General features: G+C 65.3%; 27 protein-coding genes. 11 read left to right on the top strand and 16 right to left on the bottom strand.

Going from position 1 to position 25,521, the window contains the following annotated elements:
• Positions 1-62: 62 nt before the first annotated feature.
• The 4 genes from KUW62_RS18215 to KUW62_RS18200 form a co-directional block, all read right to left on the bottom strand.
• Complete coding sequence (locus KUW62_RS18215; protein ID WP_224816878.1) at positions 63-833, bottom strand: glycerophosphodiester phosphodiesterase family protein; 771 nt, start codon at positions 831-833, stop codon at positions 63-65.
• Positions 830-1,297 (bottom strand): RidA family protein, encoded by a 468-nt coding sequence (locus KUW62_RS18210; protein WP_224816877.1) that lies wholly within the window; start codon positions 1,295-1,297, stop codon positions 830-832. Before KUW62_RS18210 ends, KUW62_RS18215 begins: the two co-directional genes overlap by 4 nt.
• Positions 1,298-1,391: 94 nt before the next feature.
• Positions 1,392-2,699, bottom strand: a complete 1,308-nt coding sequence (locus KUW62_RS18205) for an HlyD family type I secretion periplasmic adaptor subunit (RefSeq protein ID WP_224816876.1) — start codon at positions 2,697-2,699, stop codon at positions 1,392-1,394.
• Entirely contained in the window at positions 2,696-4,429 is a 1,734-nt protein-coding gene (locus KUW62_RS18200) for a type I secretion system permease/ATPase (RefSeq protein WP_224816875.1), read from the bottom strand. Before KUW62_RS18200 ends, KUW62_RS18205 begins: the two co-directional genes overlap by 4 nt.
• 171 nt (positions 4,430-4,600) lie before the next feature.
• On the opposite strand from KUW62_RS18200, the gene KUW62_RS18195 reads away from it, so the two are divergent.
• Positions 4,601-5,440, top strand: a complete 840-nt coding sequence (locus tag KUW62_RS18195; protein WP_224816874.1) for a VacJ family lipoprotein — start codon at positions 4,601-4,603, stop codon at positions 5,438-5,440.
• Positions 5,430-6,044, top strand: a complete 615-nt coding sequence (locus KUW62_RS18190) for a phospholipid-binding protein MlaC (RefSeq protein WP_224816873.1) — start codon at positions 5,430-5,432, stop codon at positions 6,042-6,044. Before KUW62_RS18195 ends, KUW62_RS18190 begins: the two co-directional genes overlap by 11 nt.
• Positions 6,045-6,117: 73 nt before the next feature.
• Here KUW62_RS18190 and hspQ read toward each other — a convergent pair whose 3' ends face one another.
• On the bottom strand, positions 6,118-6,444 hold the full coding sequence (gene hspQ, locus KUW62_RS18185; RefSeq protein WP_224816872.1) for a heat shock protein HspQ: 327 nt from the start codon (positions 6,442-6,444) through the stop codon (positions 6,118-6,120).
• An 88-nt stretch (positions 6,445-6,532) separates the two neighbouring features.
• Here hspQ and KUW62_RS18180 point away from each other — a divergent pair, with 88 nt between their 5' ends.
• Both KUW62_RS18180 and KUW62_RS18175 read left to right on the top strand, forming a co-directional pair.
• Positions 6,533-7,420: an AEC family transporter gene (locus KUW62_RS18180; protein WP_224816871.1), complete on the top strand. Its 888-nt coding sequence runs from the start codon at positions 6,533-6,535 to the stop codon at positions 7,418-7,420.
• Between the two features lie 91 nt (positions 7,421-7,511).
• The gene (locus KUW62_RS18175) at positions 7,512-8,087 is read left to right on the top strand and encodes a lytic transglycosylase (protein WP_224816870.1); all 576 of its coding nucleotides are present in this window, start codon (positions 7,512-7,514) and stop codon (positions 8,085-8,087) included.
• Between the two features lie 3 nt (positions 8,088-8,090).
• On the opposite strand, the gene KUW62_RS18170 is transcribed toward KUW62_RS18175, so the two are convergent.
• Positions 8,091-8,711, bottom strand: a complete 621-nt coding sequence (locus KUW62_RS18170; protein ID WP_224816869.1) for an outer membrane lipoprotein carrier protein LolA — start codon at positions 8,709-8,711, stop codon at positions 8,091-8,093.
• A 126-nt stretch (positions 8,712-8,837) separates the two neighbouring features.
• Here KUW62_RS18170 and KUW62_RS18165 point away from each other — a divergent pair, with 126 nt between their 5' ends.
• Complete coding sequence (locus tag KUW62_RS18165; RefSeq protein ID WP_224816868.1) at positions 8,838-9,287, top strand: hypothetical protein; 450 nt, start codon at positions 8,838-8,840, stop codon at positions 9,285-9,287.
• A gap of 100 nt (positions 9,288-9,387) precedes the next feature.
• Here KUW62_RS18165 and KUW62_RS18160 read toward each other — a convergent pair whose 3' ends face one another.
• The 3 genes from KUW62_RS18160 to KUW62_RS18150 form a co-directional block, all read right to left on the bottom strand.
• Positions 9,388-12,234 carry a DNA translocase FtsK gene (locus tag KUW62_RS18160; protein WP_224816867.1) on the bottom strand — a complete coding sequence of 949 codons (2,847 nt, stop codon included), beginning with the start codon at positions 12,232-12,234 and terminating at the stop codon, positions 9,388-9,390.
• A gap of 9 nt (positions 12,235-12,243) precedes the next feature.
• Positions 12,244-13,425, bottom strand: coding sequence for an aminotransferase class I/II-fold pyridoxal phosphate-dependent enzyme (locus tag KUW62_RS18155; RefSeq protein WP_224816866.1), 1,182 nt, complete (start codon positions 13,423-13,425; stop codon positions 12,244-12,246).
• A gap of 105 nt (positions 13,426-13,530) precedes the next feature.
• On the bottom strand, positions 13,531-14,853 hold the full coding sequence (locus KUW62_RS18150) for an amidase (RefSeq protein ID WP_224816865.1): 1,323 nt from the start codon (positions 14,851-14,853) through the stop codon (positions 13,531-13,533).
• A gap of 49 nt (positions 14,854-14,902) precedes the next feature.
• Between KUW62_RS18150 and KUW62_RS18145 the strand changes: the two genes are divergently transcribed.
• From KUW62_RS18145 to KUW62_RS18135, 3 genes are all read left to right on the top strand, one after another.
• Positions 14,903-16,165, top strand: a complete 1,263-nt coding sequence (locus KUW62_RS18145; RefSeq protein ID WP_224816864.1) for an FAD-dependent monooxygenase — start codon at positions 14,903-14,905, stop codon at positions 16,163-16,165.
• 90 nt (positions 16,166-16,255) lie between these two features.
• Positions 16,256-16,705, top strand: a complete 450-nt coding sequence (locus tag KUW62_RS18140) for a hypothetical protein (RefSeq protein WP_224816863.1) — start codon at positions 16,256-16,258, stop codon at positions 16,703-16,705.
• On the top strand, positions 16,702-17,106 hold the full coding sequence (locus tag KUW62_RS18135) for a hypothetical protein (protein WP_224816862.1): 405 nt from the start codon (positions 16,702-16,704) through the stop codon (positions 17,104-17,106). The genes KUW62_RS18140 and KUW62_RS18135 overlap by 4 nt, the downstream gene beginning before the upstream one ends.
• A 21-nt stretch (positions 17,107-17,127) precedes the next feature.
• On the opposite strand, the gene KUW62_RS18130 is transcribed toward KUW62_RS18135, so the two are convergent.
• The 5 genes from KUW62_RS18130 to KUW62_RS18110 form a co-directional block, all read right to left on the bottom strand.
• The gene (locus tag KUW62_RS18130; RefSeq protein ID WP_224816861.1) at positions 17,128-17,328 is read right to left on the bottom strand and encodes a Trm112 family protein; all 201 of its coding nucleotides are present in this window, start codon (positions 17,326-17,328) and stop codon (positions 17,128-17,130) included.
• Entirely contained in the window at positions 17,325-17,969 is a 645-nt protein-coding gene (locus KUW62_RS18125) for an LON peptidase substrate-binding domain-containing protein (RefSeq protein WP_224816860.1), read from the bottom strand. The genes KUW62_RS18130 and KUW62_RS18125 overlap by 4 nt, the downstream gene beginning before the upstream one ends.
• Positions 17,970-17,996: 27 nt before the next feature.
• Positions 17,997-18,905 carry a thioredoxin gene (gene trxA / locus KUW62_RS18120; protein ID WP_224816859.1) on the bottom strand — a complete coding sequence of 303 codons (909 nt, stop codon included), beginning with the start codon at positions 18,903-18,905 and terminating at the stop codon, positions 17,997-17,999.
• A gap of 75 nt (positions 18,906-18,980) precedes the next feature.
• Complete coding sequence (locus tag KUW62_RS18115) at positions 18,981-19,769, bottom strand: exodeoxyribonuclease III (protein WP_224816858.1); 789 nt, start codon at positions 19,767-19,769, stop codon at positions 18,981-18,983.
• Positions 19,770-19,934: 165 nt separating this feature from the next.
• Positions 19,935-20,900, bottom strand: coding sequence for an alpha/beta fold hydrolase (locus KUW62_RS18110; RefSeq protein ID WP_224816857.1), 966 nt, complete (start codon positions 20,898-20,900; stop codon positions 19,935-19,937).
• A gap of 59 nt (positions 20,901-20,959) precedes the next feature.
• Between KUW62_RS18110 and KUW62_RS18105 the strand changes: the two genes are divergently transcribed.
• Complete coding sequence (locus KUW62_RS18105) at positions 20,960-22,216, top strand: MFS transporter (RefSeq protein WP_224816856.1); 1,257 nt, start codon at positions 20,960-20,962, stop codon at positions 22,214-22,216.
• 162 nt (positions 22,217-22,378) lie between these two features.
• Here KUW62_RS18105 and KUW62_RS18100 read toward each other — a convergent pair whose 3' ends face one another.
• A complete protein-coding gene (locus KUW62_RS18100) occupies positions 22,379-23,065 on the bottom strand; it encodes a response regulator transcription factor (RefSeq protein ID WP_224816855.1) in 687 nt (228 codons plus the stop codon).
• A 151-nt stretch (positions 23,066-23,216) separates the two neighbouring features.
• Here KUW62_RS18100 and ribA point away from each other — a divergent pair, with 151 nt between their 5' ends.
• Entirely contained in the window at positions 23,217-24,290 is a 1,074-nt protein-coding gene (ribA, locus tag KUW62_RS18095; protein WP_224816854.1) for a GTP cyclohydrolase II, read from the top strand.
• A gap of 23 nt (positions 24,291-24,313) precedes the next feature.
• Positions 24,314-24,808 (top strand): L,D-transpeptidase, encoded by a 495-nt coding sequence (locus KUW62_RS18090; RefSeq protein WP_224817153.1) that lies wholly within the window; start codon positions 24,314-24,316, stop codon positions 24,806-24,808.
• Positions 24,809-24,817: 9 nt separating this feature from the next.
• Here KUW62_RS18090 and KUW62_RS18085 read toward each other — a convergent pair whose 3' ends face one another.
• Entirely contained in the window at positions 24,818-25,471 is a 654-nt protein-coding gene (locus KUW62_RS18085) for a YggS family pyridoxal phosphate-dependent enzyme (RefSeq protein ID WP_224816853.1), read from the bottom strand.
• Positions 25,472-25,521 lie beyond the last annotated feature (50 nt).

Here is a 25,521-nt window from a genome sequence, read left to right as displayed (position 1 = left end):
GATTGCGCGGTGCCGGTGCGATGGCGGAAGCTAGAGCCACCATTCCCCCGGCGACAGCGATCTCAGGCGGCGGCCCCCGGAAGGTAGCCTTCGAACGTGATGTTGTCGGCGACCCGGCGGGCCTGCACCTCATCCGCGGGGCTTTTCACCGTCCAGCACAGGATGGGAATGCCCTGCGCCTTCAGGTCCAGCACGCGGGGGGCCGACAGGTCGTGCCAATCATGGCTGATGAAGCTCGCCCCCACCGTATCGAAGGCCGCAATCTCCCGCAGCTGTTGCAGCGTGTCGGCAGCCAGGTCGGGCCATTCCTTCTCCCCGTAGCCGTCGGTGGTGATCCCGCGCGGCACCAATGGCGCACGTTTGGCAAGGTTGGCGACCATGTGGGGATTGAACGACATCACCGCGACGGGACCGGCATAGCCGTCCAGCGCCTTGGCGACCGCGCGTTCCAATTCGTCCGGGGCTGATCCCGTGCCGCCCGATTGGTCCTTCAACTCGATCAATAGCGGCACCTGCCCCGCGACGATGGCCAGAACCTCCGGCAGGGTCGGCACGGTTTCCTCCGACCCGGTCAGGCGAATTTTCGATAGATCGCGGGACGCCCATCCCCGGATCGGACCGCTTTCACCGGTCAGCCGGTCCAGCCGGTCGTCGTGGAACACCATCGCCGCCCCGTCGGAGGTGAGTTGCACGTCGATCTCGATCCCGTAACCGGCCGCGACGGCGGCCCGCACGGCCCCGGCGCTGTTCTCGATGATGCCCTGCATCCGGTTGTGCAGGCCGCGATGGGCCAGCGGCGCAGCAAGGAAGATCGGCGGGAGCGACGGGCTCATGGGGCGATCTGGAAGATGCCCTCGATCTCCACCGCGACGTTGAACGGAAGCGCGCCCGCACTGACGGCGGAGCGCGAATGGCGACCCGCATCGCCCAGCGCTTCCACCAGGAAATCCGAGCAGCCATTGATGACCTTGGGCTGGTCGCCGAAATCTGGGGTCGAGTTGACGAAGCCGGTCAACTTAACCACGCGCACCAGCTTGTCCAGATCACCGCCGCAGGCCACCTTCACCTGGCTGAGCAGGTTGATCGCGCAGACCCGCGCTGCCGCCGCGCCATCCTCCACGCTCAGGTCCGCGCCGACCTTGCCGGTCATCATCTGGCCGTTCTCCATGGAGATCTGGCCCGACACATAAAGCGTATCGCCCACCTGCACGAACGGTACGTAATTGGCCGCAGGTGCCATGCTTTCGGGCAAGCTCACGCCCATCTCCGCCAGTCGCGCTTCGAATTGTCCGCTCATCTTACTCTCCCTCCGGGCAGTTCCGTTGTCCGCGACCGTAAGCCCGCGCTTGGGGGAGGGAAAGGGGGTCGGCGCGCCCGGCGCGCGCGGTGCGTCAGCTTTCGCGGAAGGCGCGGTTGAAATAGGCCGAGAACGGTTCCAGCAGGTAAGCCAGGGGTGTGCGATCTTCCGTCCTGATGAACGCCTCCACCGGCATGCCGGGGACCAGCACGCGGTCGCCCAGAAGGATCGCCTGATCCTCTGCCATGGAAATCTCCGCCCGGTAGAAGTTGCTGCCGCTGACCTCATCGGTGAACGCATCGGCGGAAACCTGGCTGACCTCTCCCGTGATCTCGGGCATGTCGCGCTGATCGAAGGCGGGGAAGCGCAGGGACACGACCTGGCCCACGAAAACCTGATCCACGTCGATGGCGGGCACACGGGCGGAAATGACGAGGGGGCGACCTTCCGGCACGAGGTAGGCGAAGGGATCGGCGGGCCGCAGGACGGATCGCGCGCCGAAGATGGTGAGGCCGTGGATCGTGCCCGCGACCGGCGCGCGCAATTCCAGCCGGTCGATGCGGCGGGTCAATTCGCCCCGGCGTTCCAGCAATTCCTGTTCCGACACCCGCAATTCGCGCAATTCCGAAATCGCCTGTTCCCGACGGTCGGTGCGGAGTTGCAGGATCGCCAGTTCCGTCTCGATGATGCGTTCGGCGGATTCCGCGCGGCCCGCCATGACCTCGCCCAGGGAGCCGCGGAGTTGCACGAGTTCCTGTTGCAGACGCACGACCGGTTCGCGCGTCCCGGACCCGCGTTCCAGCAGATCGGTGCGGCGGACCAACTCCTCCTCCACCAGCGCGATCTGTTCGGTCAGCGCGTCTTCCTGCGCTTGCAGGGCCGTCACCTGCGCTTCGACCTGGGTGATGCGGCCGCGCAATTGCTCCTCCTCCCGGGCAAGCGACGTGGCGCGGGCGTCGAAAAGGTTCGTCTGGCCTTGCATGAAATCCGCGATTTCCGCGTCCTGCCCGGCGATATCGGTGAGGGAGGCGGGGAAGGTGATCGCGTCCTCATCGTCGCGCTCCGCCTCCAGCCGCGCGCGGCGGGCCTGCGCTTCGGCCAGACGGCTGGACACGACCGCCAGTTCCGAGGTCAGGCCGGACGCGTCGAGGCGGACGAGGATCTGCGCCTCCGCCACGCGGTCGCCTTCATCTACAAGAAGTTCCGCCACGACCCCGCCTTCGGGATGCTGGATCGCTTGGCGGTTGCGATCCACCTCGATCTGGCCGGAGGCGACGACTGCGCCCGACAGCGTGGTGGAGACCGACCAGCCGCCGAACCCAGCCACCAGGACAAGCAGCGCGAGCAGACCCAGCCACATTGGGCGGCGCACGGACCAGGACGGCTTGGACCGATCACTCATGACAGCCCCCCCGATGCCCGATTGCGCGTGACCTGCTGCACCTGCTGCGGGTTGCGCAGGACCTTTTCCAGAACCTCGTCACGGGGCCCGAAAGCCTGCACCGCGCCGTTTTTCAGGACCAGAAGCTTGTCACAGGCCTCGATCGCGTTGGGGCGGTGGGCCATGATGAGCACGCCAAGCCCCCTTTCCTTCATCGCGGTGACGGCCCGGTTCAGCGCCTCCGACCCTTCGTGGTCGAGCGCGGAATTGGGCTCATCCAGAACCAGCAACACCGGATCACCGTAGAGCGCGCGGGCCAGCCCCACCCGCTGCACCTGCCCGCCCGAGAGGCGTGGGCCAAGGCGGGAGACTTGCGTGTCATACCCTTTCGGCAGCGCGCGGATCATCGTGTCGACCGCCGCGGCGCGGGCGGCATTGGTCACCGCCTCCCCGTCGGGGTTGGGGTCGAGGCGGGCGATATTCTCCGCAATCGTGCCGTCAAACAGGCTCACCGTCTGGGGCAGGTAGCCGATCAGATGGCCGAGGGTGTCGGGGTCGTATTGGTCCAGCGATGCCCGGTCGAGCCGGATATTGCCCGCCGCGATCGGCCAGAGCCCCATGATGGCGCGCGCCAATGTGGACTTGCCGCAACCCGAGGGGCCGATGATGCCAATCGCCTCCCCCGGATTGAGGCCGAAGGAAACGCCGCGCAGGGCCGGTTTGCTTTCGCCGGGCGGGATGACGGACAGGGAGCTGACCTCCAACGCCGCCGCAGGGCGCGGCAGGTCGAGGCGCGGACGCTCCTCCGCCTCCTCCGCCAGCAAGGTCTTGAGCGCGCGCCAGCCGCGCGTCGCCTCCGACACCATGGACCATTGGCCGATCACCATGTCGATGGGTGCCAGTGCGCGGCCCAGAAGGATGGAGCCGGCGATCATCGCACCCGCCCGCAATTCGCCGCGCAGCACGAGGTAGGCCGCAAGGCCCAGGATCGCCGATTGCAGGAACAGGCGCAGGGTCTTCGACAGCGTCGAAAATCCGCCCACGCGGTCGGCGGCGCGGATCGACACATCCAATGCCTCCCCCCGCTGCTTTTTCCAGCGCGAAAACGCGGTCTTCTGCATGCCAAGCGACCGGATCGCCTCCGCCTGGGATTGCATTTCCGCGGCCATCCGGTCGGCGGAGCGGTTGGCGCCCGACGCCTCCGCCAAGGGTCGCTTGGTCGTGGTGCGGTTCACGAGCGAGATCACGATCAGCAGCGCCGCCCCGCCGAGGGCCATCCAGCCGAGCCAGGGATGGAATATGAAGATCGCCACGATGAACAATGGCGTGAAAGGCAGATCGAACAGCGACATGAACACCGGGGACGCCGTGAGCCGTTGCACCGCCGTCAGATCGCCCAAAGCCGATTCCGCCTGCCCGGTCCGTTGCGCCCGCGACAACGCGGCCCGGAACACGCGTCCGTCGAGCGCGTCCTGCAACCGAGCGCCGTAGCGCGCCGCAACCCGGGCGCGCGCGAAATCCAGAACGCCCATCATCGCGAACAGGAACGCGGTCAGGATCGAGAGCGACAACAACGTCTCCTCGCTGCCCGATCCGAGCACCCGTTCATAGACCTGCAACATGAACCACGGGCCGGTCATCATCAGGGCATTCACGAACAGGCTGAACAGCGCGATGGACCACAGGATCCAGCCATTGCGACGTCGGAATGCGTCCAATTCGTCCGATTTGACGGGGGCGTGTTGGCTCATCTCGGCAAAAGCTCTCCGGAACGCGGGCGGGGTGGACCAACCGCTTGACACTAGCCGACCACCTGCTGATGTAGCAAGGGGGTGCCAATTCCTTACATGCGCCTGTAGTCTTTAACAAACGGTGCATCGGACGGCGCTGCCATCGCGGTCCGGTAGAGTGGGGAAGAAGACGTGTCTGCCATCCAGAAGCTACCCGTGACGATGCATGTGCGGCGCGCTGCCGTGGCCGCGCTTGCCCTGTCGCTTGCGGCTTGTGGCCCCGCCACCCTGCCCCCCGGCGACCAGATCACCGATGCGGATGAGGCGCGCAACCGCGCCGCGCACCAGTTCAACCTGTCGCTGGACCGCGCCGTGCTTGGCCCGACCGCCGATGCCTATGGCGACGGGGTGCCGGAAAGGGTGCGCACCGGCATATCGAATTTCGCCTCCAACCTCAGCCAGCCAAGCCACGTGGTGAACAACATCCTCCAGCTGCGCCTGGGCGATGCGGCGCAAAACACGCTGCGCTTCGCGATCAATACCACGATCGGCATTGGCGGCCTGTTCGATCCGGCCACGGCCCTTGGCGTGCCGGAGGAAGCGACCGATTTCGGCGAGACGCTGCATATCTACGGCTTCGGAGAGGGCGATTACGTCGTCCACCCGGTCCTTGGCCCCTCCACCACGCGCGACACGGTCGGCATGGTGGTCGACTTCGCGCTCAACCCTTTGCGCCACTACGTCCAGCCCCCCGAAAGCACCTACCTGACCGCGACAAGCGTGGCCGCGGGACTGGATTCGCGGTATCAATTCGACACGACCATCGACAGCGTCCTTTACGAGAGTGCCGACAGTTACGCGCAGCTCCGCTCGCTCTACCTGCAACAGCGCCGGTTCGAGCTGGGTGGGCCCGCCGCCACCTACGAGGATCCCTATGCCTCGGGTGATCCCGCATCGGACGCCGCCGCAGTCGCCGCAGACCCCACCTATGACCCTTATTCGGATCCTTATTTTGACCCCTATGCCCAATAACCTCCTTTCATTCCGCCGCCGCTCGTTCCTGTCCGCCGCTTTGGCCGGGTGCGCCCTTCCGCTTCTTCCCCGACAGGCCCACGCCCTGAACGCCAACCAGGCCCGCGCGCTGGTGGAGGCGGCCGTGGCCGATGTGAACCGGGTCATCGCCTCGGGCGCGTCCGAAGCCGCGGTCCTGCCTGAAATGGCCCGCATTTTCCGCACCTATGCCGACGTGCCGACCATCGCGCGATCCGTCCTCGGGCCATCGGCCCGGTCCGCCAGCAGCGGCCAGATGCGCGCCTTCACTGATGCGTTCCAGGGATATTTCTCGGCCAAGTACGGGCGGCGCTTCCGGGAATTCATCGGCGGGTCCATCGTGGTCAACGATGCGCGCCCGGTGCGGTCGTTCTTCGAGGTCATCACGACCGTCAACATGCGCGGTGAATCGCCGTTCGAGTTGCGGTGGCTGGTCTCCGACGGATCGGGGCGCCCGCTGTTCTTCAACCTGATCATCGAAGGCGTGAACCTGATGATTTCGGAGCGGACGGAGATCGGCGCGATGCTGGAGGCAAGGGGCGGCGATATCGACGCGCTGACCGCACATCTGCGCACGCTCGCCTGATCCGTCTGCTGCACATCAACGCGCGCTGTCCTGATCCGCCCGGCCATGCTCGGCACAAGGGCGCCGTGACGCCCTAGTTCAACTGATATTCCAGCGGGTAATGCCCGTCCCGGAATTCACCGAACAGATCCGGCACATCCGGGTGGCCCACCGGTTCCCCGGTATGGTCGGGGACAAGGTTCTGTTCCGACACGTAGGCGACGTAATAGGTCTGATCGTTCTCGGCGAGCAGGTGATAGAAGGGCTGTTCCTTGGATGGACGCGCTTCTTCGGGGATCGCCTCGTACCATTCATCGGTGTTCGAGAATTCGGCGTCGATGTCGAACACCACGCCGCGAAACGGATGTTTCCGGTGCCGCACGACTTGCCCGATATTGTATTTTGCTTGCGTCTCACGCATGGCTTGGCCCCCGGAATTAGGCACAGGTGTTACCGAACCCGCCCCGGGTTTGTCCATGCCAACCCTCCGGATTCAAGGGAAACAGTCTGTGAACCTCGCCCTGACAGTGTTGGAGATCACCGCGCCGGTCTTTGTCCTTGGTGCGGCGGGCTTTGCCTGGGTGCGGCTGGGATACGAGTATCCGACGGAATTCGTAACCCGGCTTGCCATGACTTTCGCGGTGCCCTGCCTGATCTTCACCGCCCTTGTCGGCACGCGGATCGAGCCGGGCGCACTTGCCGCACTCAGCATCGCGGCGGCCTTGTCCTATGCCCTGGTTGCCCTTGTCACCTTTGGCATCGTGAAGGCCCTGCGCCTCAGCCTGCGCGGCTACCTTGCGCCGCTGACCTTCGGAAATACCGGCAATCTGGGCCTGCCGCTGGCGCTTTTCGCCTTCGGGGATGTGGGGCTTGGCCTTGCCGTCGTGGTCTTCGCGATCATGGCCATAGCGATGTTCACGGTCGGGCTCTGGATGGTTGCGGGCGCCGCCAATCCGGCCCGCGTCCTTCGGGAGCCGATCCTCTGGGCCTCCGTCCTGGGCGTGATCTGCCTTATCGTGGATTGGACCCCGCCCGAGGTCGCGATGAACTCCCTTGGGCTGATGGGGCAGTTGGGCATTCCCCTGATGCTTCTGACCCTTGGCGCGGCGGTGGCACGCCTCAAACCCGCAAACGTTCTGCCGGCCCTGGGCCTGTCTGCCGCGAAGCTGGCCATCGGCCTGGTGATCGCCGCCGGCGTGGGCCTTGCCACGGGTCTGACGGGCGTCGCCTTCTCCATCCTCGTGCTGCAATTGGCCACGCCGGTCGGCGTCTCCTCCTACCTCCTGGCGGAGCGGTACAAGGCGGACCCCGACGCGGTGGCGGGGCTTGTCGTCGTCTCCACGCTGCTTGCGATTGCGGCCCTTCCGGTCACATTGTCGTTTCTCCTGCAACACTAAGGCAATCCACCGGTTTTCCTGTGGATAAGTTTCCGCTATAGTGCCGCCCAAACGTCGTGAAATCGCGACACACCAGAGGCAGAGCAGGCCAATGTATCGACGTAGTTTTTCCCTGGGCCTTGTGGCCTCTCTCGCGGCGTGTGGGTCGCGGGAATTCGACTCCCCCCGCAATCTGGACGATGCTTGCGCGCTTCTGCGTGAGCGTCCCCATTACGGCCGAGCCATGCGCCGGACCGAGCGGCGGTGGAACATTCCCGTCCATGTGCAAATGGCGATCATCCATCAGGAAAGCCGGTTCGACGGCGATATTCGCCCGCCCTTCCGCTATGCGCTCGGCGTGATCCCGATGGGGCGGCAAAGCTCGGCCATCGGCTATTCCCAGGCGCTCGACGGAACGTGGGAGGAATACCAGGATGCCGAGGGGCGGCCCCGCGCCCGCCGCACCGATATCGACGACGCGACCGATTTCATGGGCTGGTACATGAACCTGACGCTGGAGCGGAACGGCGTGGCGCTTGACGATACGCGGCGCCAATACCTCGCCTATCACGAGGGCCATACCGGTTATGCGCGCGGCAGCTACAACTCGAAGCCGTGGCTGCTGGATGTCGCGACCCGCGTGGAACAGCGGGCCGAGCGGTATCGGATGCAGCTAACGTCGTGCTGAGGTTCAGCCGCCGTTGCGCGCGGTGATTTCCTGCGGGATGGAGAAGTAGCGCGCGGGGATCGACCCGCCCTGCTCCAACGCCCCAAGAACGACTGTCGTGCGCGCGCCGCCTTCATCGGTGATGATCCATTGCCGCAATTCGATCGGATTGGGGGTGAAGACCATCGTGATCGTCCCGATATTCGGGCGCTCCGGGTCACGCGCGACCACGCGGGTCGACGTGCCGTCGAACGAATGCTCCGACACCATGCCCGACTGGCCCAGATTGACGTTGCGCTGGAGAATGATCCTCAGCGGCGTCTCACGCAGGGGATATTGCTCGGGCGGACCGGACGCGCGGCCATCGAAGATCGCCACCTGCCCGCCGCCGGCCATGACCATCAAATCGTCGCCGTCATAGTCGAACCGCACCCGTCCGGGCCTGTGAATGTAGACGGTTCCGGTGGACACTGTGCCGTCGGAATTGATCTGTGTGAACGGGCTTTCAGCCGTCTGGATGCTGTTGAGATAGCTGGAAAGCTGACCCAGGGGGATCGCATTCGCATGGGCGGCCCGTACGCCAAGAAGCGAGGCGGACGTGGCCGCGGCGGTGGCGCCGAGAAGAGCGCGGCGTGTAATCGGCATCGGATTTCTCTCTGATTCGAATTGCTTACCCAAGATATAGGACGCAGTGGCGCGCTATGCGATAACAGTGCCGAAAATTCGGGCTTCAGATCATCGTGATCCGGACACGCACGGGGACGAACGGACATGGCGGCGATCGCGGGCATATTGGGTTTGGTCATCGGGCTGACGTTCATCGGCATTGCCATCGCGCCGTTCTTGCTGTGGGGCGAAACGCCACCGATCATGGTGCGCGCGGCGCTACTGGGGATGGGTGGCATCCTGATTCTGTGTTCCGTGCTGGCCATCCGCCACGGTTTTCGTGCCGTCGCCGCCCGCCGGAACGGGGAAAAGGTTCCGGTGCGCGCGACGGTGGAGGTCGACGACAGCTCGGACAGCACTTCCTATACGATCTACGCCGAATTCAACGGCGAACGATGGGCCGTGTCGGCCTATGGCGGGCGGGGAGTGCAGCGCCTGGAAGCCGGCACGGCAACCAACGTCTTCGCCTGGCGACATCCCGCCACGGGCGCGCCGCTTGCATTCGAGGTGGATGGCCATCCAGTCCGCACCTATCCGGTCGCGCGGCGCGTCTGACGGGAGTGGTGCGAGCCAACAGCGCCGCCCGTCCAAAAGGATCGCGCAGCGGTCTGATGAACCCGGCGGCGTTTCAGGGCCGGATGCTCGGCAACGCCCCTTAATCCTGCTCCGGCACCAGGATCTCGCGCTTGCCCACATGGTTGGCGGCGCTCACCAGCCCCTGTTCTTCCATCTGCTCCACCAAGCGCGCGGCCTTGTTGTAGCCGATGCCAAGCTTGCGCTGGATGTAGCTGGTGGAGCATTTGCGGTCCTTGATGACCACGCCCACGGCCTGATCGTAAAGCGCATCCTCGCCGCCGGTATTGCCGCCGGTGTTCAGACCCAAGACCGCGTCGATATCGCTTTCCTTATCCTCATCCGGACCATCAAGCACGGAGGCCGCGTAATCCGGCGGGCCGAAGCTTTTCAGGTGGCGGACGATCTCCTCCACCTCCTCGTCGGAACAGAATGGCCCGTGCACGCGGGTGATCTTCGCGCCACCCGCCATGTAGAGCATGTCGCCCATACCCAGAAGCTGCTCGGCCCCCATCTCCCCCAGGATGGTCCGGCTGTCCACTTTCGATGTCACGTGGAAGGATATCCGCGTCGGGAAGTTCGCCTTGATCGTCCCGGTGATCACATCGACGGAGGGGCGCTGGGTGGCCATGATGATATGGATGCCCGACGCCCGCGCCATCTGCGCCAGGCGCTGGATACAAGCCTCGATCTCCTTGCCGGCGACCATCATCAAGTCGGCCATCTCGTCGACGATCACGACGATGAACGGCATCTTCTCGGGCGCGTATTCCTCCGTCTCGAACACCGGATCGCCGCTTTCGTCGTCGAACCCGGTCTGGAACGTGCGAGAGAACATCTCTCCCTTATCCAGCGCGTCCTTCACGCGGGAATTGTATCCGTCGATATTGCGCACGCCCATCTTGGACATCTTGCGGTAACGCTCCTCCATCTCGCCCACGACCCATTTCAGGGCAACGACCGCCTTCTTGGGATCGGTCACAACGGGGCTGAGCAGGTGCGGAATGCCGTCATAGACGCTCAGTTCCAGCATCTTCGGGTCGATCATGATCATCCGGCAATCTTCCGGCTTCAGCTTGTAGAGCAGGCTGAGGATCATCGTGTTGATCGCCACGGATTTACCGGACCCGGTGGTGCCTGCGATCAGCAGGTGGGGCATCTTGGCGAGGTTCGCGATCACCGGCTCCCCGCCGATGTCCTTACCGAGCGCCAGGGGCAGCTTGTGCGCGCCGTCGCCGAAATCCCGGTGGCTGAGCATTTCGCGCAAAACCACCATCTCACGGTTCACGTTGGGCAGTTCGATCCCGATCACGGTGCGCCCTGGGACGGTGGAGACGCGCGCCGACAGGGCGGACATGGATCGTGCGATGTCATCGGCCAGACCGATCACGCGGCTGGCTTTGAGGCCCGGCGCAGGTTCCAGCTCGTACATCGTGACGACGGGGCCGGGGCGGACCGAAACGATCTCTCCCTTCACGCCGTAATCATCGAGGACGTTTTCAAGCATCCGAGCATTCTCCTCCAACGACTCGTCGCTGAGGTGGTGGCGTTCGATGGAGGTGGGATTGGTCAGAAGGGTGAGCGGCGGGAATTCATAGGGCTCCGGCTCGGACAAGGGCAGCGATGGCTGGCTGTCTTTCTTCGCCTGACGCGACTGGGCCGGTGCCTTGCGGGTGGGTTGTTGCACGAGACCGCGTTCATTGCGCGCCTCGGGCGCGACCCGGCGCAGGAGGCCGGGCTGTGCGACCGGCGCGGGTTCGGGGGTGTGCAAATCCACAGGCTCAACCTCTGCCATGGGCGCTTCGGGTGCGGCATCGGCGGCGGTCAGGGGCGGTTCGATCCGGTTTAGACCGGGCACGCGGGACGGGGTGCCGGGCGTCACACGGGCGCGCGCGGCGATGTCGGCGATGGTGTTGCCGGTCGGCGCGGGGTCCTGCGGACGCATGCGCGCGCGGATCGCGTCGGAAATACGGGAACGGACGCGGTCTTCTCCACCCGGCGTGTCGTGCAAGTCTTCGACCAATGTGGGATCTGCCTCGGGCAAAGGCGCTTCCAGCGGCGGCTCCGCATCGCGCAGAAGGCGCGGCATTCGGGCAAAGAGACCGCCTTGCTGCGCGGCCTGGGGATCGGGCGCCTCATGGGTATCCGGCTCCGCGTAAGGATCGGACGGAATGTCGGCGCGGACAACCCGCGGCTCCTGCGTGGCCGCCATGGCGGCGGCAGCGGCGTTTCGGGCAGCGCGGCGTTCCTGAAGGGCCTGCGCGGTTGCCCCGGCGCCGCGTCCGATGGACCGCACGGTACCGGTCACGGCGGCACCGGTGGCCATCATCCCCACAAGCAGGAAGCGCAGGGTCAGACCGATCTCCCGCTTGGTCATGCCGAGCACGAAAATGACCATCACGGCGGTCGCCACGAAGGCGACGAAAGCGGCGAGCTTGATCCCGAATTGCGGGGCGAAGGGAAGCGCGCTGAGCACTGCACCCAGGATCGTATCGCCGAACAGCCCGCCAGCCCCGAAGGAATGGGGCCAGTTCTGCGGCGGCACATGGCTGGCCGCATAGATCGCGGCCAGCGCGATGGCGATGGGAAGGAACAGAACCCGGCCCAAAGCGCGTTCGTGGCCGCGGTGCAAGAGGAACCGCAGGCCCCACGCCAGCGCTGCCGCGGGCAACACCCAGGCCGCGAAGCCCATGATCATGATGAGAACCGCCGCAACGGACGCCCCGCCTCGCCCCAGAAGGTTCTCGGGCTGCGCATCGGTTGCGGCCATCCAATTCGGGTCTTCGGGCACATAGCTCGACAACAAAGCAGCCAAGGCCACGCCCAGACCGATCAGCGCCATGCCGAACATCTCCTGCCCGCGGCGCATCAGCACCTCGTGCATGTGTCCGTCGAGAAGCGGTTCACGCTGTCTGGTCTGATAGGCCATGCTTGTTCCTCACTCGTAGAGCGCCTTGCGGAGCGTCATCAGCCCCCGGCGCATTTCTTCTTGTTCCGCCACCATCGCCACGCGAATCCGGTCCTGCCCCGGCGTCACGCCATCCACTTCGCGCGCAAGATAGTGGCCGGGCAGAACCCGCACCCCTGTCTCACGCCAGAGCTTCAGCGTCGCGGCCTCGGCATCCTCGACCGGAAGCCACAGGAAGAAGCCCGCCTCCGGGCCGCGGTATCCGGTGACATCGGCGAAGATCTCGTCGGCGATGGTGTATTTCTGTTGGTAAAGCGCACGATTTTCTTCGACATGCGCCTCGTCCGCCCAAACCGTCTCGGCCACCGCTTGCAACGGCATCGGCAGGGGCGCACCGGAATAGGCGCGCAGCTGTTTCATGCGGGCAATGCTTTCCGGGCCTCCGGCGCAGAACCCCGATCTTAGGCCCGGCAGGTTGGAGCGTTTGGACAGCGAGTGGAAGATCATCACCCGCTCCGCGTCCGCGCCCATACGCTGCGCAACGCGAAGCGCGCTGACCGGGGGCGTGTCGCGGTAGATCTCCGAATAGCACTCGTCGGCGAAAATCTTGAAATCGTGCTGTTCGGCCAGCGCGATCAGGGCTTCCCAATACGCCTCGGACGCGACGGCGCCCTGCGGATTCGCGGGGGAGCAGATATAGGCGATGGCCGTGCGTTCGAGGATCGCGGGATCGACGGCGTGGAAATCGGGCAGATCGCCTGTCGCCTCCGTCGCGGGCAGGTAGACGGGTTCGGCGCCGACGGACAGGGCGGCCACCGCATAGACCTGGTAGAAGGGATTGGGCGTCAGGACGACGGGTCGCTGGCCATTCTTGCGCTCGGGACACAACGCCATGCAGGCATTGTAGAGCCCCTCGCGCGTCCCGTTCAGCGCCAGGATTTGCGTATCGGCGGCCACGTCGATGTCAAACCGACGCCCAAGCCAATCGGCCTGTGCCACGCGCAACGCCATGGAGCCGTCGTTTTCAGGATAGCGGCCAAAGCCTTGCAGATGGGTCGCGATCACGTCGCCGATCCACGGCGGGAACGCATGGCGCGGCTCGCCAATGGTCATCAGCACAGGCTCCCCACCCGGCTCATGCACATCAAGCAATGTCCGCAAACGCGGAAACGCATATTCTGGGAGGTTCGAAAACCGCTCCGGAAACACCATGACTGCCTCAATATCAGGGTCGTTATCGCCCTGTTTGGAGGCAGGATAGCGAAGGCAGGCGCTTGGGTCCAGAAAAACGGGTGTGGAATCAGTCGGGTGTGGCGTTCAGGCCAGACCGGCCTCCGCCGCAGCCGCCAGGCGCAACAATCGGGTGTCCTCTCCGGGATGGGCCATCATCATCACGCCCGTCGACGGAATGCCGGTGGGCAGCGTTATGGCGCACAGGCCCATCAGGTTTCCGACGCGGGTATTGCGGAGCGTCAGAAGGTTTTCGGTCACGAAATAATCGTCGTCACTGTCCAGCCGAGCCATATCGGGGGGCAGATTGGCCGCGGTCGGGATCAGAACCGCGTCATAGGCCGCCGTGGCGGCGCGATACTGCGCGCGCAACTCGTGCAAACGCCGCCAGAGCGCCACGAAATCCGCTGCCGTCACGCTTGCCCCTTGGCGGAACCGGTCCCGGATGCGGTGGAACATCTTCTCGGGATCGGCTTCGATCACCTTGCCCCAGATGCCGTAGGCCTCCGCCGTGTAGAGCGACAAAGTCGTATCCATCGCCTCGTTCACCGCCGGGATATCGCCCGTTTCGATCTGCGCCCCGGCGCGGGCCAGGCGATCCACGGCGGATTGGAAAGCGGCACCGGGACCGTCGCGCACGTCGGAGGCATAGGGGTCGAGGACCAGAAGGCGGGCGTTTTTCAGCGTCGCCTCCCCCAGATCGGGGGCCTTTGTGCCGCCCATCACGGCGAACAGTTCCGCGCAATCTTCCACGCAGCGGCAAAGCGGGCCAACGGTGTCGAACCGCTCAACCAGCGGCACGACACCGTGCAGCGACAGCGCCCCATGGGTCGGTTTGAACCCCACGAGGTCGTTCCACGCGGCGGGCAGGCGCACCGATCCGCCGGTATCCGAGCCGATCCCCGCCGACGCCAACCCGAACGCCACCGATACCGCCGCCCCGGAGGAGGAGCCGCCGGGGGCCAATTCCGGATCATGGGCGTTCGGCGGCGTAGCGGTGGACGGGTTCACGCCGAGCCCCGAAAAGGCCAGCTCCGTCATGTGTGTCTTGCCAAGACACACGAGCCCTTCGCGGGTGGCGTTGGCCAGAACTTCGGCGTCCCGTGTCGGCGTGCGCCCTTCGAGAAGCTTCGACCCGGCCTCCGTCCGGACGCCCGCCGTGTCGAACAGGTCCTTCCAGCTGATCGGAACCCCGTCCAGCAGGCCACGGCGCACGCCATGTTTGGCGCGGTCGTGGGCGGCAATCGCCTCGTTCAGGGCGCGATCGCGGGTCAGGCGGGCATAGATCCGGGGACCGGCTTCGTGGGCCTTGGCGGCGTCAAGGTAGGCTTCGGTGATCTCGACCGGGTCCACGTCGCCCGCGCCGATGCCGCGCCCGATTTCACTGGCGCTTTTGCGAAGCCAATCCATTTCCGCACTCCCCTGCCCTGACCATGCGACGCTAACGACGCCGCGCCGCATGGACAATCCCCGGCCCCGCCCCATAGTCAGCCCCATGACAAAGATCGACGCGGATATCCTGATCGTGGGCGGCGGGCTGAACGGCCCGTGCCTTGCACTCGCCTGTGCGCAAGCGGGACTGTCGAGCGTGGTACTGGATGCCTTGCCGCTGGAAACGCGGAAGGACCCCGACTTTGACGGGCGCGCCTATGCGCTGGCGCTGGCATCGGTGCGGATGCTGACGGCGCTTGGGATCTGGGGCGCGGTTGCCGACAAGGCGCAGCCGATGCTGGAGATCAAGGCATCGGACGGGCGCGCGGGCGAAGGGGCCGCGCCGTTCTTCCTGCATTTCGACCATGCGGAGATCGAGGAAGGCCCGATGGGCCAAATGTGCGAAGACCGCTTCCTGCGCCGCGCCTTGCTGGATGCGATGGGCGCGGAGCCGTTGATCACACACCGGGCCGAGGCGCGTGTTATCGCGCAGGACACCGACGGCGTGCCAAGTGTGACGCTGGAGGGGGGAGAGGTCCTGCACGGTCGCCTGATCGTCGGGGCGGATGGGCGCTCGTCCGGTGTCGCGGCGCGCGCGGGGATCAAGCGGACCGGTTGGGGCTATGAGCAGACGGCGCTTGTTTGCGCGGTGGGCCATGAACGCCCCCATAACGGCATCGCGCATCAGTTCTTCATGCCGGGTGGTCCGCTGGCGATCCTGCCGCTTCCCGGCAACCGGTCCTCCATCGTCTGGTCGGAGCGGGAACCGCGCGCGGGCGAATTGGCGGCGGCGGATGATGCAGCATTTCTTGAGGCCCTGCGCCCCGCCTTCGGAGATTTCCTGGGGGAGATTGCGCTTGTGGGTCAGCGATTCAGCTACCGCCTGACGCTGAGCCTGACCCAGAGCCTGATCGCCGACAAGCTGGCGCTGGTGGGCGATGCGGCCCACGGCGTTCATCCAATTGCGGGCCAAGGCCTGAACCTCGGACTGCGCGACGTGGGCGCGCTGGCCGAGGTGCTGGCCGACGCAAAGCGGCGGGGAGAGGACTTCGCCGCCCCAGACGTTCTGGCACGCTACCAGCAATGGCGGCGCTTTGATGTGGCGAGCCTTGCGGCGGCGACCGATGGGGTGAACCGCTTGTTTTCCAACGACAATCCAGCCCTTCGTGCGGCGCGCGACATCGGGATGGGCGTGATCGGCGCGTTGCCCGGTTTGCGGCGGGGATTCATCCGGCAGGCCGCCGGGCTGACCGGGGACCTGCCCCGCCTGATGCAGGGTCGCGCGCTGTAGCGCGTTCCCCTAGAGGGAATCCTGACCTGTTGCGCAATGGATGGTTGCGCTTAGGATGCGCCAATCGACCCCTTGTCACGGAGCATCCATTTGTCCGGCCCCAAACTGACCGCAATGATCCTGTTCGGCGCGCTTGCGCTTGTCTTCGGTTTCATCCTCAGCGCGACCATTGTCGGTGCCTTCGGGGGATTCTTGACGGGTTTGATCGCCGCCGCAGGCGTCTGCGCGCTGATCTGGTTTGCCGATCTCGAAAAGCTGGCCTTCGCGCGGGGCTTTCTGGGCCTTGGCGCAGTCTTCATCGTCGTTCCCATCGTGGGGCTGGCGGGCCTTGGCGAGCAGGTCAGCGAAGTCGCCGTTCAGGCGCTGGAGACGGGCGAAAGCGTGACCGAGGATGAATTCGGTGCCATCGCCATCACCTCCATCTTCGCGTCGGCGGGGTTGGTCCTGGGCATGATTATCGGGTTGATCCTGATCCTGATCGGCGGGCTGATGCATTCCCGCGCCCGGAAATCCGCGCCGCCACCGATCAACCCGCAATGACACCGGCCAAGGTCGCCATACTGGTGCTGTTCAGCGCCATCGTCGGCATCGCCACGTTCGTGATGGTCGATGCCCTGACCCATACCTGGCGCGCTTGGGCCGGGGCTATCGTTCTTGCCCTGGCCACCGGTTCGCTGATCTGGTTCGGAACATCCCGACAGCAGATGATAGGGCGCGGGATCATGGCCTTGGCCGCGACGGTAATCGCTGCCCCGACGGCGGGCCTGATGGCGGCTCAAAACGATTTTCTGTACGGGTTCATCGCGAACCCCGACGCGACGCTGTCGCATTTCGAAGCCTACGACGCGCTTTTTGCACGCGGCCTTCGAATGGCGGGGATCGGCCTTGCGGCGGGGATCGTGCTGTTCTTCGTCGGGTGGCGCGTTCATCGCGCGGGATAGGCCTGCGAAGGATCACACGGATCACTCCAGTTTGCGCGCCTCTTCTTCCAGCATGATCGGGATGCCCCCGCGGATCGGGTACGCCAAATGCGCGGCCTTGGAGATCAATTCCTGCGCGGCGGCGTCGTAGCTGAGCGGGGCTTGCGTGACCGGGCAGACCAGCGCCTCCAGCATGTGGCGGTCGATCGGCGGACGGTCGGCGGGCGCGCTCTCGTCGCTCATTGCATCCGATCCTCTTCGGCGTTGGCCCGCAGGGAAAATTCCAGCAGCGTCACCATCGTCTCACGCCGGGTGGTGAGTGACGGGGCTTCCAGCAGGGCCTGTTTCTCCTCGGGGACGAAGGGGCACAACATCGACAGGGAGTTTATAAGCAACTCGTCATCGGCCTCCTTGAGGCTGTCCCAATCGGTCGACAGGGTCATATGGTCGAAATAGCGGCCCAGAAGATCAAGGAACGCCTCCCGGTCGAACCCCTTGTCCACCTCCGTAGGCCCGAGATCGGCGTTGAAGCCGTCCCATTTCACGTCGCACCGGCGGTAGGGGGTGAAGCCCGTCACCTCCTCCTGCATCCGGAAGCGGGACATGCCGGCCAGCGTGATCATGTAACGCCCGTCTTCGGTTTCCGAGAATTGCGTCAGGCGACCTGCGCAGCCGATGGAGTGCAGGCGCTTCTCCTTCGATCCGGGAACCTCGTAGGGTTGGATCATTCCTATCAGGCGGTGCGATGTCTTGAGCGTGTCGTCGATCATCGACAGGTAGCGCGGCTCGAAAATATGCAGCGGCAGACGCGCCCGTGGCAGCAGAAGCGCCCCGGGCAACGGGAAGACCGGGATCGTGTCCGGAAGATCGGCGGCGTTCATCATCTGATACCACCTAGGCTGAGGCGCGCCTTAGGCAAATATCATCGAGCTGAGGCGACGGCGCCCGTTCAGGGCAATCGGGTCCTGTGGTTTCAGGGCGTCGAAGATGGTGAAAAGCTGCGTCTTGGCGGCGCCGTCGTTCCACTCCCGGTCGCGCCGGAAAAGGTCGAGAAGCTGTTCGACCGCCCCCTCCACATCCCCGGACGCATGGAGCGCCTGGGCATAGTCGAACCGGGCCTGGTGGTCGTCCGGGTTGGCCTCCAACGCCGCTTCGAGATCACCGAGCGGACCCGCATCGGCGGCCTGGCGGGCCAATTCGATCTGGGCGCGAACCGCTTCGATCTCGGGCGCGTTGAAAATCTTATCGGGCGCGGTGTTGAGGACCGCCTCGGCCTGGTCGATTTGATCCATGGCCAGGTGTGACCGGGCAAGCCCCGCCATGGCGGACGCATTTTCAGGCTCTTCGCCCAGGATGGCGGCGAAGGTTTGGGCCGCGTCGGCCACGGCCCCTTCGGCCAGCATCGACTCTGCCGCTTCAAGGGCCTCGGCCAAACCGCCATCCTCCCCGGACATTGCGGCCAGTTTGGACACGAATTCCTTGATCTGGCTTTCGGGGACCGCGCCCTGGAAGCCGTCGATCGGCTGGCCCTGGTGGAAGGCATAGACGGTGGGGATGGATTGCACGCGCAACTGCGCCGCGATCTGCTGGTTCTCGTCCACGTTGACCTTGACCATTTTCACGCGCCCCTTGGCGGCGGTCACGGCGGCCTCCAACTGCGGGCCGAGGGTCTTGCACGGGCCGCACCAAGGTGCCCAGAAATCCACGATGACCGGGATGTCGCGGCTGGCATCGACAACGTCGGCCATGAAGGTTGCGTCGGTGGCATCCTTGATGATGTCGGCGGCGGATTCAGCGGGGGAATTTCCGAATTCGAGCATCGGGCAGCTCCGTCTTTCTGGCGTGTTCGCCCTTATATGCGGGCCGCAGCCGCGTTCGCCAAGGGGGACGCGCGATTAGAGGTCGAATGTTGCAAGCACGGGCGCATGGTCCGACGGCTTCTCCCATCCCCGGACATGGCGCAACACGCGCGATCCGTGGGCCGCGTTGGAAATGTCGGGCGTGGCCCAGATATGGTCCAGACGACGGCCCTTGTCGGATTCATCCCAATTGGGCGAGCGATACGACCACCAGGAAAAAAGCGGTCCGTCCGGGATGTCCTGCCGCGTGATGTCGACCCATTTCCCGGCCTCCTGCGCCTGGGCCAAATGTTCGACCTCGATCGGCGTGTGGGAGACGACCTTGAGCAATTGCTTGTGGGACCAGACATCGTCTTCCCGCGGAGCGATGTTCAGGTCGCCCACGAGGATGGATTTCCGCGGCGTGTCGCGATGGGCCCAATCGCGCATGTCGGTGAGGTAATCGAGCTTCTGTCCGAACTTGATGTTCTTGTCGCGGTCGGGTTCATCCCCGCCGGCCGGCACGTAAAAATTGTGGATCGTGACCCCGTTTTCCAGCCGTCCCGCGATATGGCGGGCGTGATCCAGGCCCGCGAATTCGTGGGAACCTGCCTCCTCCATCGGGAGCTTGGAGAGGATCGCGACGCCGTTATAGCCCTTCTGCCCACGGGCGACCATGTGCGCGTATCCCAGCGCCTCGAACACGTCGAAGGGGATCTTGTCCACGGGCGATTTGCATTCCTGAAGGCAGAGAATGTCGGGGGCCTCCTGCGTCATCAGATCGGCGACGATGCCCTGCCGTAAGCGGACGGAGTTGATGTTCCATGTGGCAAGGGTGAAGGGCATGGCGGGCGCTCCGGCTTTGGGGTGGAGGGCGACGATACGGGATCGGGCCGGGGTGTCCAGAGGCTTGGGGTGGAGATCATGCGAAGAAAGGGGGCGCTGCCCCCATCGCCTGAAGGCGATTCCCCCGAGGTATTTCCGAAGCAAAGAGGGGCGGGCGCGTTAACCTTAACGGGCCGTGAAGGACGCGAGTGTGTCAAGGAGGGCGGCGGTGAAGGCGTCCGGGTCCTCGATCATCGGGATATGACCCACATCGGGGATCACGGTCAGGGCAGCCCCGGGGATGAGGGTGGCAAGGTGTTCGCCCTGTTCATGCGGCGTGGTCGTATCCTCCGCCCCCCAGATCAGGCCGGTCGGAATGTCGAGGGCGCGGAAGGACTGCGATTGAGTGGATGGCAGGCCCGCGGGCGGCACAAGGAGCGTGGGCAGCCAGCGGGCCAAAGCCTCCGTCGCGCCATCTTGGGTGGCGGGGGCGGCGAGGACCTCCAGAATCTCATCGGTGGCGGCTTCATCGCGGTGTAGGAAGGCCTGAAGCAAGGGGCGCGCGGCCAGCGGATTGGTCACGCTTGCGGAGACCAGAACCTCCCTCAGCCAGAGCGGGCGAAGCATGGCCGGAAGCGCGATGTCGTCGGGCGGGTCCAGCGGCAGGGCCCCCGCGATAATCGTCAGGGATTGGTAATCATCCGGGCCCCGCATCACGGCCTCCATCGCGGCACCGGCGCCGAAGGAATGGGCGACGATATGGGGCGTGAGGCCGAAAGATGCATTGACGGCCGCAATCCGCTCCGCGCTCATGGCGCGGCCGTAGTCGCCCTCCGGGCTGCGGGGGGAGTAGCCCATGGGCGGCACGTCGATGGCGATTGCGAAATACCCGGCATCGGCCAGCGCCTCTTGCGTGTGTTGCCACGTGCCGGACCAACCGACCGAGCCGTGGATCAGAAGGACCGGTTCGCCATCTTCGGGTCCCATGGTGATGGCGTAGATCGGGCCGAGCGGCGTTTCGATGAAGCGCCCCTGACCGGGCGCGGCGGCAGGGCCGTCCACCTCGCGCAGATGGGCGGCCAGACGGAACCCGGCCAATGCAAGCACCGACAGGATCACGAGTAGAAGAACAAGACGGAAGAGAAATCGCATGGACGCCATTGTGCCTGTCCGGTGCTTCGGCGCAAGTTGCCCGGTAGAAGGGACATGCCATGGCCGCCTTGATCCGCGAAAACCGGAATTTCCGCCTGCTGATGTCCGGGGCGGGGCTGGCGAACCTGTCCGACGGGATCGGGGCGCTGGCCTTCCCGTGGCTCGCCACGCTCATCACGACCGATCCGCGCGCGCTGGCCATCGTGGCGTTCGCCACCCGCCTACCGTGGTTCCTGTGGTCGCTGCCCGTGGGCGTCTGGACGGACCGGGCGGATCGGCAGGTCATGATGGTGCGGGCCGATCTGGCGCGGATGGCGCTGGCGCTTGCCGTAGTCGCCCTGATCCTGTCAGGCCCGAGGGGTGCCAGCGGGGCGGAGGCCGCGTGGATGATCGCGGGGCTTGCCGCGCTGGCATTCCTGATGGGTACAGCAGAGGTATTTCGCGACAACGCCGCGCAGACGGCTTTGCCTTCCGTCGTGGACAAATCGCGGCTGGAGGAGGCGAACGGCCAGATCTGGTCGGTGGAGCAGGTGATGGGCCAATTTGTCGGACCACCGCTCGCCGGGTTCCTGATCGCCGTGGCAGTTCCGGCACCGTTCGTGTTCGAGGCGATGGGCTTCGCCCTTGCGGCCTTCGCGGTCTGGGCCATCACCTTTCCGTCCCGACCCACGCGCCCGGCGCGGGAAAAATTCCTCAAGGAGATGCGCGCGGGCTGGACCTGGCTCAAGGCGCATCGCGTGATCCTGCAACTTGCGCTGATCCTGGGCGGGTTGAACGCGGCGCATATGGCGGGCTTCACCATCCTGGTCCTGTTCAGTCAGGAGGTTCTGGGGCTTGGCGCGGTCGGGCATGGGCTTTTGTTGACGGCGGGGGCCGCGGGCGGCGTGGCGGGTGGATTGCTCTGCCCTTGGATCGCTGCGCGGCTGGGATCCTCGCGCAGCCTCTGGGTGGCGCTGGCGTTGATGCCTTTGCCGTTTCTGGGGCTCTATCTCACGTCGGAGGTCTGGATCGCCGTGGCGCTTCTGTTTCTGGAAACCTTCGTCGCCGTGCTGTGGAACGTGGTCACGGTGTCGTTCCGGCAGCGGGTGATTCCCGATGAATTGCTCGGTCGGGTCAACTCCATCTACCGCTTTTTCGGCTGGGGCATGATGCCCTTGGGCGCGTTGGCGGGCGGCTGGATCATGGCCTATGCGGAGCCGTCGATGGGTCGCGAGGATGCGATGCGGCTGGTCTTTCTGGCCTGCGCGGGGCTCTTCGCGGCGCTGTTTGTCTATGGTTTGGCGCGGTTGCGCCTGCCAACGGGCACAGCGGACTAGGCCACACGCTGAGGGCCTTTTCCCCATAAAAAAAGACCCGGGCGCGATGCCCGGGCCAAGTCCAACAGGGAGGTGATGTCGTTCCCGAGGGAGGTCGGGACCCCGACATCGGGGGATTTCGGCAAGCGAACGCTACTGCGTCGGATCAGGTTCCCCTCCGCCTTAGGCCACCAATCTATAGCCGCCGGATTCCGTCACCAGCAGGCGGGCGTTGGACGGATCGGGTTCGATCTTCTGGCGCAGGCGATAGATGTGCGTCTCAAGCGTATGGGTGGTGACGCCGGCATTGTATCCCCAGACTTCGTGCAACAGCACGTCCCGGGCCACGACGCCATCCTGCGCGCGGTAGAGGAACTTGAGGATGTTGGTCTCTTTCTCCGTCAGGCGGATCTTCCGCTCATCCTCGGTGATCAGCATCTTCATGGCGGGCTTGAACGTATACGGCCCAAGCTGGAAGACGGCGTCCTCGGACTGTTCATGCTGGCGCAGTTGCGCGCGGATGCGGGCCAGAAGGACCGGGAAGCGGAACGGCTTGGTGACGTAGTCGTTGGCCCCGGCATCGAGGCCCAGGATCGTGTCGGCGTCGCTGTCATGGCCCGTCAGCATCAGGACCGGGCATTTCACGCCCTGTTTGCGCATCAGGCGGCACAGCTCGCGGCCGTCGGTATCCGGCAAGCCCACGTCGAGGATTACGAGGTCGTAGATCCCTTCCTTGGCCCGGTCCATCGCCTGTCCGCCATTGGCGGCCTCGAAGACGTCGAAATCCTCGGTCATCACCAGCTGTTCGCTCAGCGCCTCACGCAGGTCATCGTCGTCGTCGACCAGAAGGATTTTCTTGAGGTTTGCCATGGTCCGGCCCTCCGCTTTGTCGTGTTCTGTTACATCGACATGACGCGGGGCGCGGGGGTTTGTCTATGCGTGTAACCGTGCCTCACGGCCCTGTGTCACCACGTGAGGGAATGTTTCAATTTCCGCCCGCGACGCGCTAAGGGTTTGGGCCATGAGCCTTTTGCCCACCACGTCCGAGCTTGTGGCCCGCGCGCGATCCGACCTACGCGTGGGGTTGCCCGTGGTGCTGACCCGGGGTGGATCGGCGCTTCTGATTCTGGCCTGCGAGACGGCGACTGAGGCAAGGCTGGATGCGTTGCGCGCCCTTGGTCCGGTCATCGTGGCGCTGACGGGGTGGCGGGCGGCGACGCTGAAGGTACGGGTCTATGACGGGGACATCGCCCGGATCGTGATGCCGGAGGATGCCGGGGCGGCGTGGCTCGCCGATCTGGCGGACCCGGCGCGGGACCTGCGCGCGCCGCTGAAAGGACCTTTTCGGGAGGAACGCGCCGGTGATGCAAGCCTGCATCGGTTGGCCCTGTCGCTGGCGAAATCGGCGCATTTGTTGCCCGCCGTCGCGGCGGTGGAGGTTGCCGATTGGCCGGACGGTCTGACAAGTCTGCCGATGGAGGCCGCCGCAGCCGATCTCGCCGAAAATGCGCTGCTTCATCCCGTGGCCAACGCCGCCTTGCCGATGGAACTGGCGCAAGCCGGTCGCCTGCATATCTTCCGCCCCGATAACGGAGAGGTGGAGCATTACGCCATCGAAATCGGGCGACCCGATCGCTCGAAACCGGTTTTGGCGCGTCTGCATTCGGCGTGTTTCACGGGCGACGTGCTGGGGTCGATGAAATGCGACTGCGGCCCCCAATTAAGGACGGCTCTGGCTGAAATGGGCCGTTCGGGTGAAGGGATTCTGTTGTATCTGAACCAGGAGGGGCGCGGGATCGGCCTTGCCAACAAGATGCGCGCCTATGCCTTGCAGGATCAGGGCTTTGACACGGTGGAGGCGAACCATCGGCTCGGGTTCGAGGATGACGAGCGCGATTTCCGCATCGGGGCAGACCTGCTGCGTCGCATGGGCTTCGGCGCCGTGCGCCTGATGACGAACAATCCCCGCAAGGTGGAAATGATGGGCGCGGAAGGGATCGACGTGGTCGACCGCGTGCCACTGGTCACGGAGACGAACCGCTTCAACGCGCACTACATGGATGTGAAGCGGTCGAAGTCGGGGCATCTTCTGTGACACGCGCCGCGACGCCTGAGGACATGGTCCTGAGCCCGTCGGGCCTGCGCTTCTGGGGCGCGCGTCTGCCGTTCACTGTGGGGCGCGGCGGCGTGGTTCGTGACAAGCGGGAAGGTGATGGCGGTACACCCGTCGGTGTGCACCGGATCGTCGGGTGCCTTTACCGCGCCGACAGGCTTGCCGCGCCGTGCGATTGGGCGGTTCCGATCGGTCCCGGCGATCTGTGGTCGGATGAAGACGGGGATGCGGATTACAACCACATAGTGCGGCGGCCCTATGGCGGGTCGGCGGAACGGCTGGCGCGGGGGGACCGGCTCTACGACATCGTATTGGTGACCGATTGGAACTGGCCCGATGCTGTGCCCGGACGGGGATCAGCGATCTTCGTCCACCAATGGCGTGGGCCGGGGCGTCCGACGGAAGGCTGCGTGGGCGTGCATCCGGCCCATCTGCGGTGGATCGTGCCCCGGATCAGCTACGCGACGCGGTTGATCGTGCCGCCCGCACTCGCCCGCTGATCCAAGTCCTCAGCCGTACTCTCGCTCTCCGAAAATGGCGGAGCCGACGCGGATATGGGTCGCGCCCTGCGAGATGGCCGTCTCGAAATCCGACGACATGCCCATAGACAGACCCTGCAGCCCGTTACGGGCGGCGATCTTGGACAGAAGCGCGAAATGCAGCGACGGCTCCTCTTCCACCGGGGGGATGCACATCAACCCCTTGATCGGCAGGTCCATCGCCTGTGCTTCCGCGATGAAGGCGTCCGCGTCAGAGGGCAGACACCCGGCCTTCTGCGGCTCCTCTCCCGTATTCAACTGGACGAACAGGTCGGGGCAGCTCCCACGCTCCTGAGCCAGATCCGCGAGGCGTTTGGCAAGTTTCGGGCGGTCGAGCGTGTGGATCGTGCTGAAGAACTCCACCGCCTGCCGCGCCTTGTTCGTCTGGAGCGGGCCAATGAGGTGGAGGTCGATGCCGTCGAATTGCGCCTGGAAGTCGGGCCAGCGGCCAAGCGCCTCCTGCACGCGGTTTTCGCCGTAGATGCGGTGGCCCTGTTCGAGCACGGCCTGCACCCGCTCGGGCGGTTGAACCTTGGAGACGGCGATGAGCGTGATGCCCGCCGGGTCGCGGCCATGGGCCTGCGCGTGGGCGTCGATGCGGGCGGAAATATCGGTCAGGGACATATGATTGTTCCACCAAAAGAAAAGAGCGGGCGCAAGGCCCGCTCTTTCCG

The organism is Hasllibacter sp. MH4015 (assembly GCF_020177575.1).
Classification (GTDB): domain Bacteria; phylum Pseudomonadota; class Alphaproteobacteria; order Rhodobacterales; family Rhodobacteraceae; genus Gymnodinialimonas.
The sequence above is the reverse complement of the archived record's forward strand: the minus strand, read 5'-3'. Positions and strand labels throughout refer to the sequence as shown.

Bases quoted from the DNA above. Each gene is read 5' to 3' on its own strand.
- KUW62_RS18100 (WP_224816855.1), bottom strand. From the start codon at position 23,065: ATGGCAAACCTCAAGAAAATCCTTCTGGTCGACGACGACGATGACCTG.
- KUW62_RS18145 (WP_224816864.1), top strand. From the start codon at position 14,903: ATGGACAATCCCCGGCCCCGCCCCATAGTCAGCCCCATGACAAAGATC.
- KUW62_RS18215 (WP_224816878.1), bottom strand. From the start codon at position 833: ATGAGCCCGTCGCTCCCGCCGATCTTCCTTGCTGCGCCGCTGGCCCAT.
- KUW62_RS18110 (WP_224816857.1), bottom strand. From the start codon at position 20,900: ATGCGATTTCTCTTCCGTCTTGTTCTTCTACTCGTGATCCTGTCGGTG.
- KUW62_RS18130 (WP_224816861.1), bottom strand. From the start codon at position 17,328: ATGAGCGACGAGAGCGCGCCCGCCGACCGTCCGCCGATCGACCGCCAC.
- KUW62_RS18160 (WP_224816867.1), bottom strand. From the start codon at position 12,234: ATGGCCTATCAGACCAGACAGCGTGAACCGCTTCTCGACGGACACATG.
- trxA (WP_224816859.1), bottom strand. From the start codon at position 18,905: ATGCTCGAATTCGGAAATTCCCCCGCTGAATCCGCCGCCGACATCATC.
- KUW62_RS18170 (WP_224816869.1), bottom strand. From the start codon at position 8,711: ATGCCGATTACACGCCGCGCTCTTCTCGGCGCCACCGCCGCGGCCACG.
- KUW62_RS18105 (WP_224816856.1), top strand. From the start codon at position 20,960: ATGGCCGCCTTGATCCGCGAAAACCGGAATTTCCGCCTGCTGATGTCC.
- KUW62_RS18090 (WP_224817153.1), top strand. From the start codon at position 24,314: ATGGTCCTGAGCCCGTCGGGCCTGCGCTTCTGGGGCGCGCGTCTGCCG.
- ribA (WP_224816854.1), top strand. From the start codon at position 23,217: ATGAGCCTTTTGCCCACCACGTCCGAGCTTGTGGCCCGCGCGCGATCC.
- hspQ (WP_224816872.1), bottom strand. From the start codon at position 6,444: ATGCGTGAGACGCAAGCAAAATACAATATCGGGCAAGTCGTGCGGCAC.
- KUW62_RS18155 (WP_224816866.1), bottom strand. From the start codon at position 13,425: ATGGTGTTTCCGGAGCGGTTTTCGAACCTCCCAGAATATGCGTTTCCG.
- KUW62_RS18190 (WP_224816873.1), top strand. From the start codon at position 5,430: ATGCCCAATAACCTCCTTTCATTCCGCCGCCGCTCGTTCCTGTCCGCC.
- KUW62_RS18210 (WP_224816877.1), bottom strand. From the start codon at position 1,297: ATGAGCGGACAATTCGAAGCGCGACTGGCGGAGATGGGCGTGAGCTTG.
- KUW62_RS18200 (WP_224816875.1), bottom strand. From the start codon at position 4,429: ATGAGCCAACACGCCCCCGTCAAATCGGACGAATTGGACGCATTCCGA.
- KUW62_RS18205 (WP_224816876.1), bottom strand. From the start codon at position 2,699: ATGAGTGATCGGTCCAAGCCGTCCTGGTCCGTGCGCCGCCCAATGTGG.
- KUW62_RS18165 (WP_224816868.1), top strand. From the start codon at position 8,838: ATGGCGGCGATCGCGGGCATATTGGGTTTGGTCATCGGGCTGACGTTC.
- KUW62_RS18085 (WP_224816853.1), bottom strand. From the start codon at position 25,471: ATGTCCCTGACCGATATTTCCGCCCGCATCGACGCCCACGCGCAGGCC.
- KUW62_RS18135 (WP_224816862.1), top strand. From the start codon at position 16,702: ATGACACCGGCCAAGGTCGCCATACTGGTGCTGTTCAGCGCCATCGTC.
- KUW62_RS18125 (WP_224816860.1), bottom strand. From the start codon at position 17,969: ATGATGAACGCCGCCGATCTTCCGGACACGATCCCGGTCTTCCCGTTG.
- KUW62_RS18175 (WP_224816870.1), top strand. From the start codon at position 7,512: ATGTATCGACGTAGTTTTTCCCTGGGCCTTGTGGCCTCTCTCGCGGCG.
- KUW62_RS18150 (WP_224816865.1), bottom strand. From the start codon at position 14,853: ATGGATTGGCTTCGCAAAAGCGCCAGTGAAATCGGGCGCGGCATCGGC.
- KUW62_RS18115 (WP_224816858.1), bottom strand. From the start codon at position 19,769: ATGCCCTTCACCCTTGCCACATGGAACATCAACTCCGTCCGCTTACGG.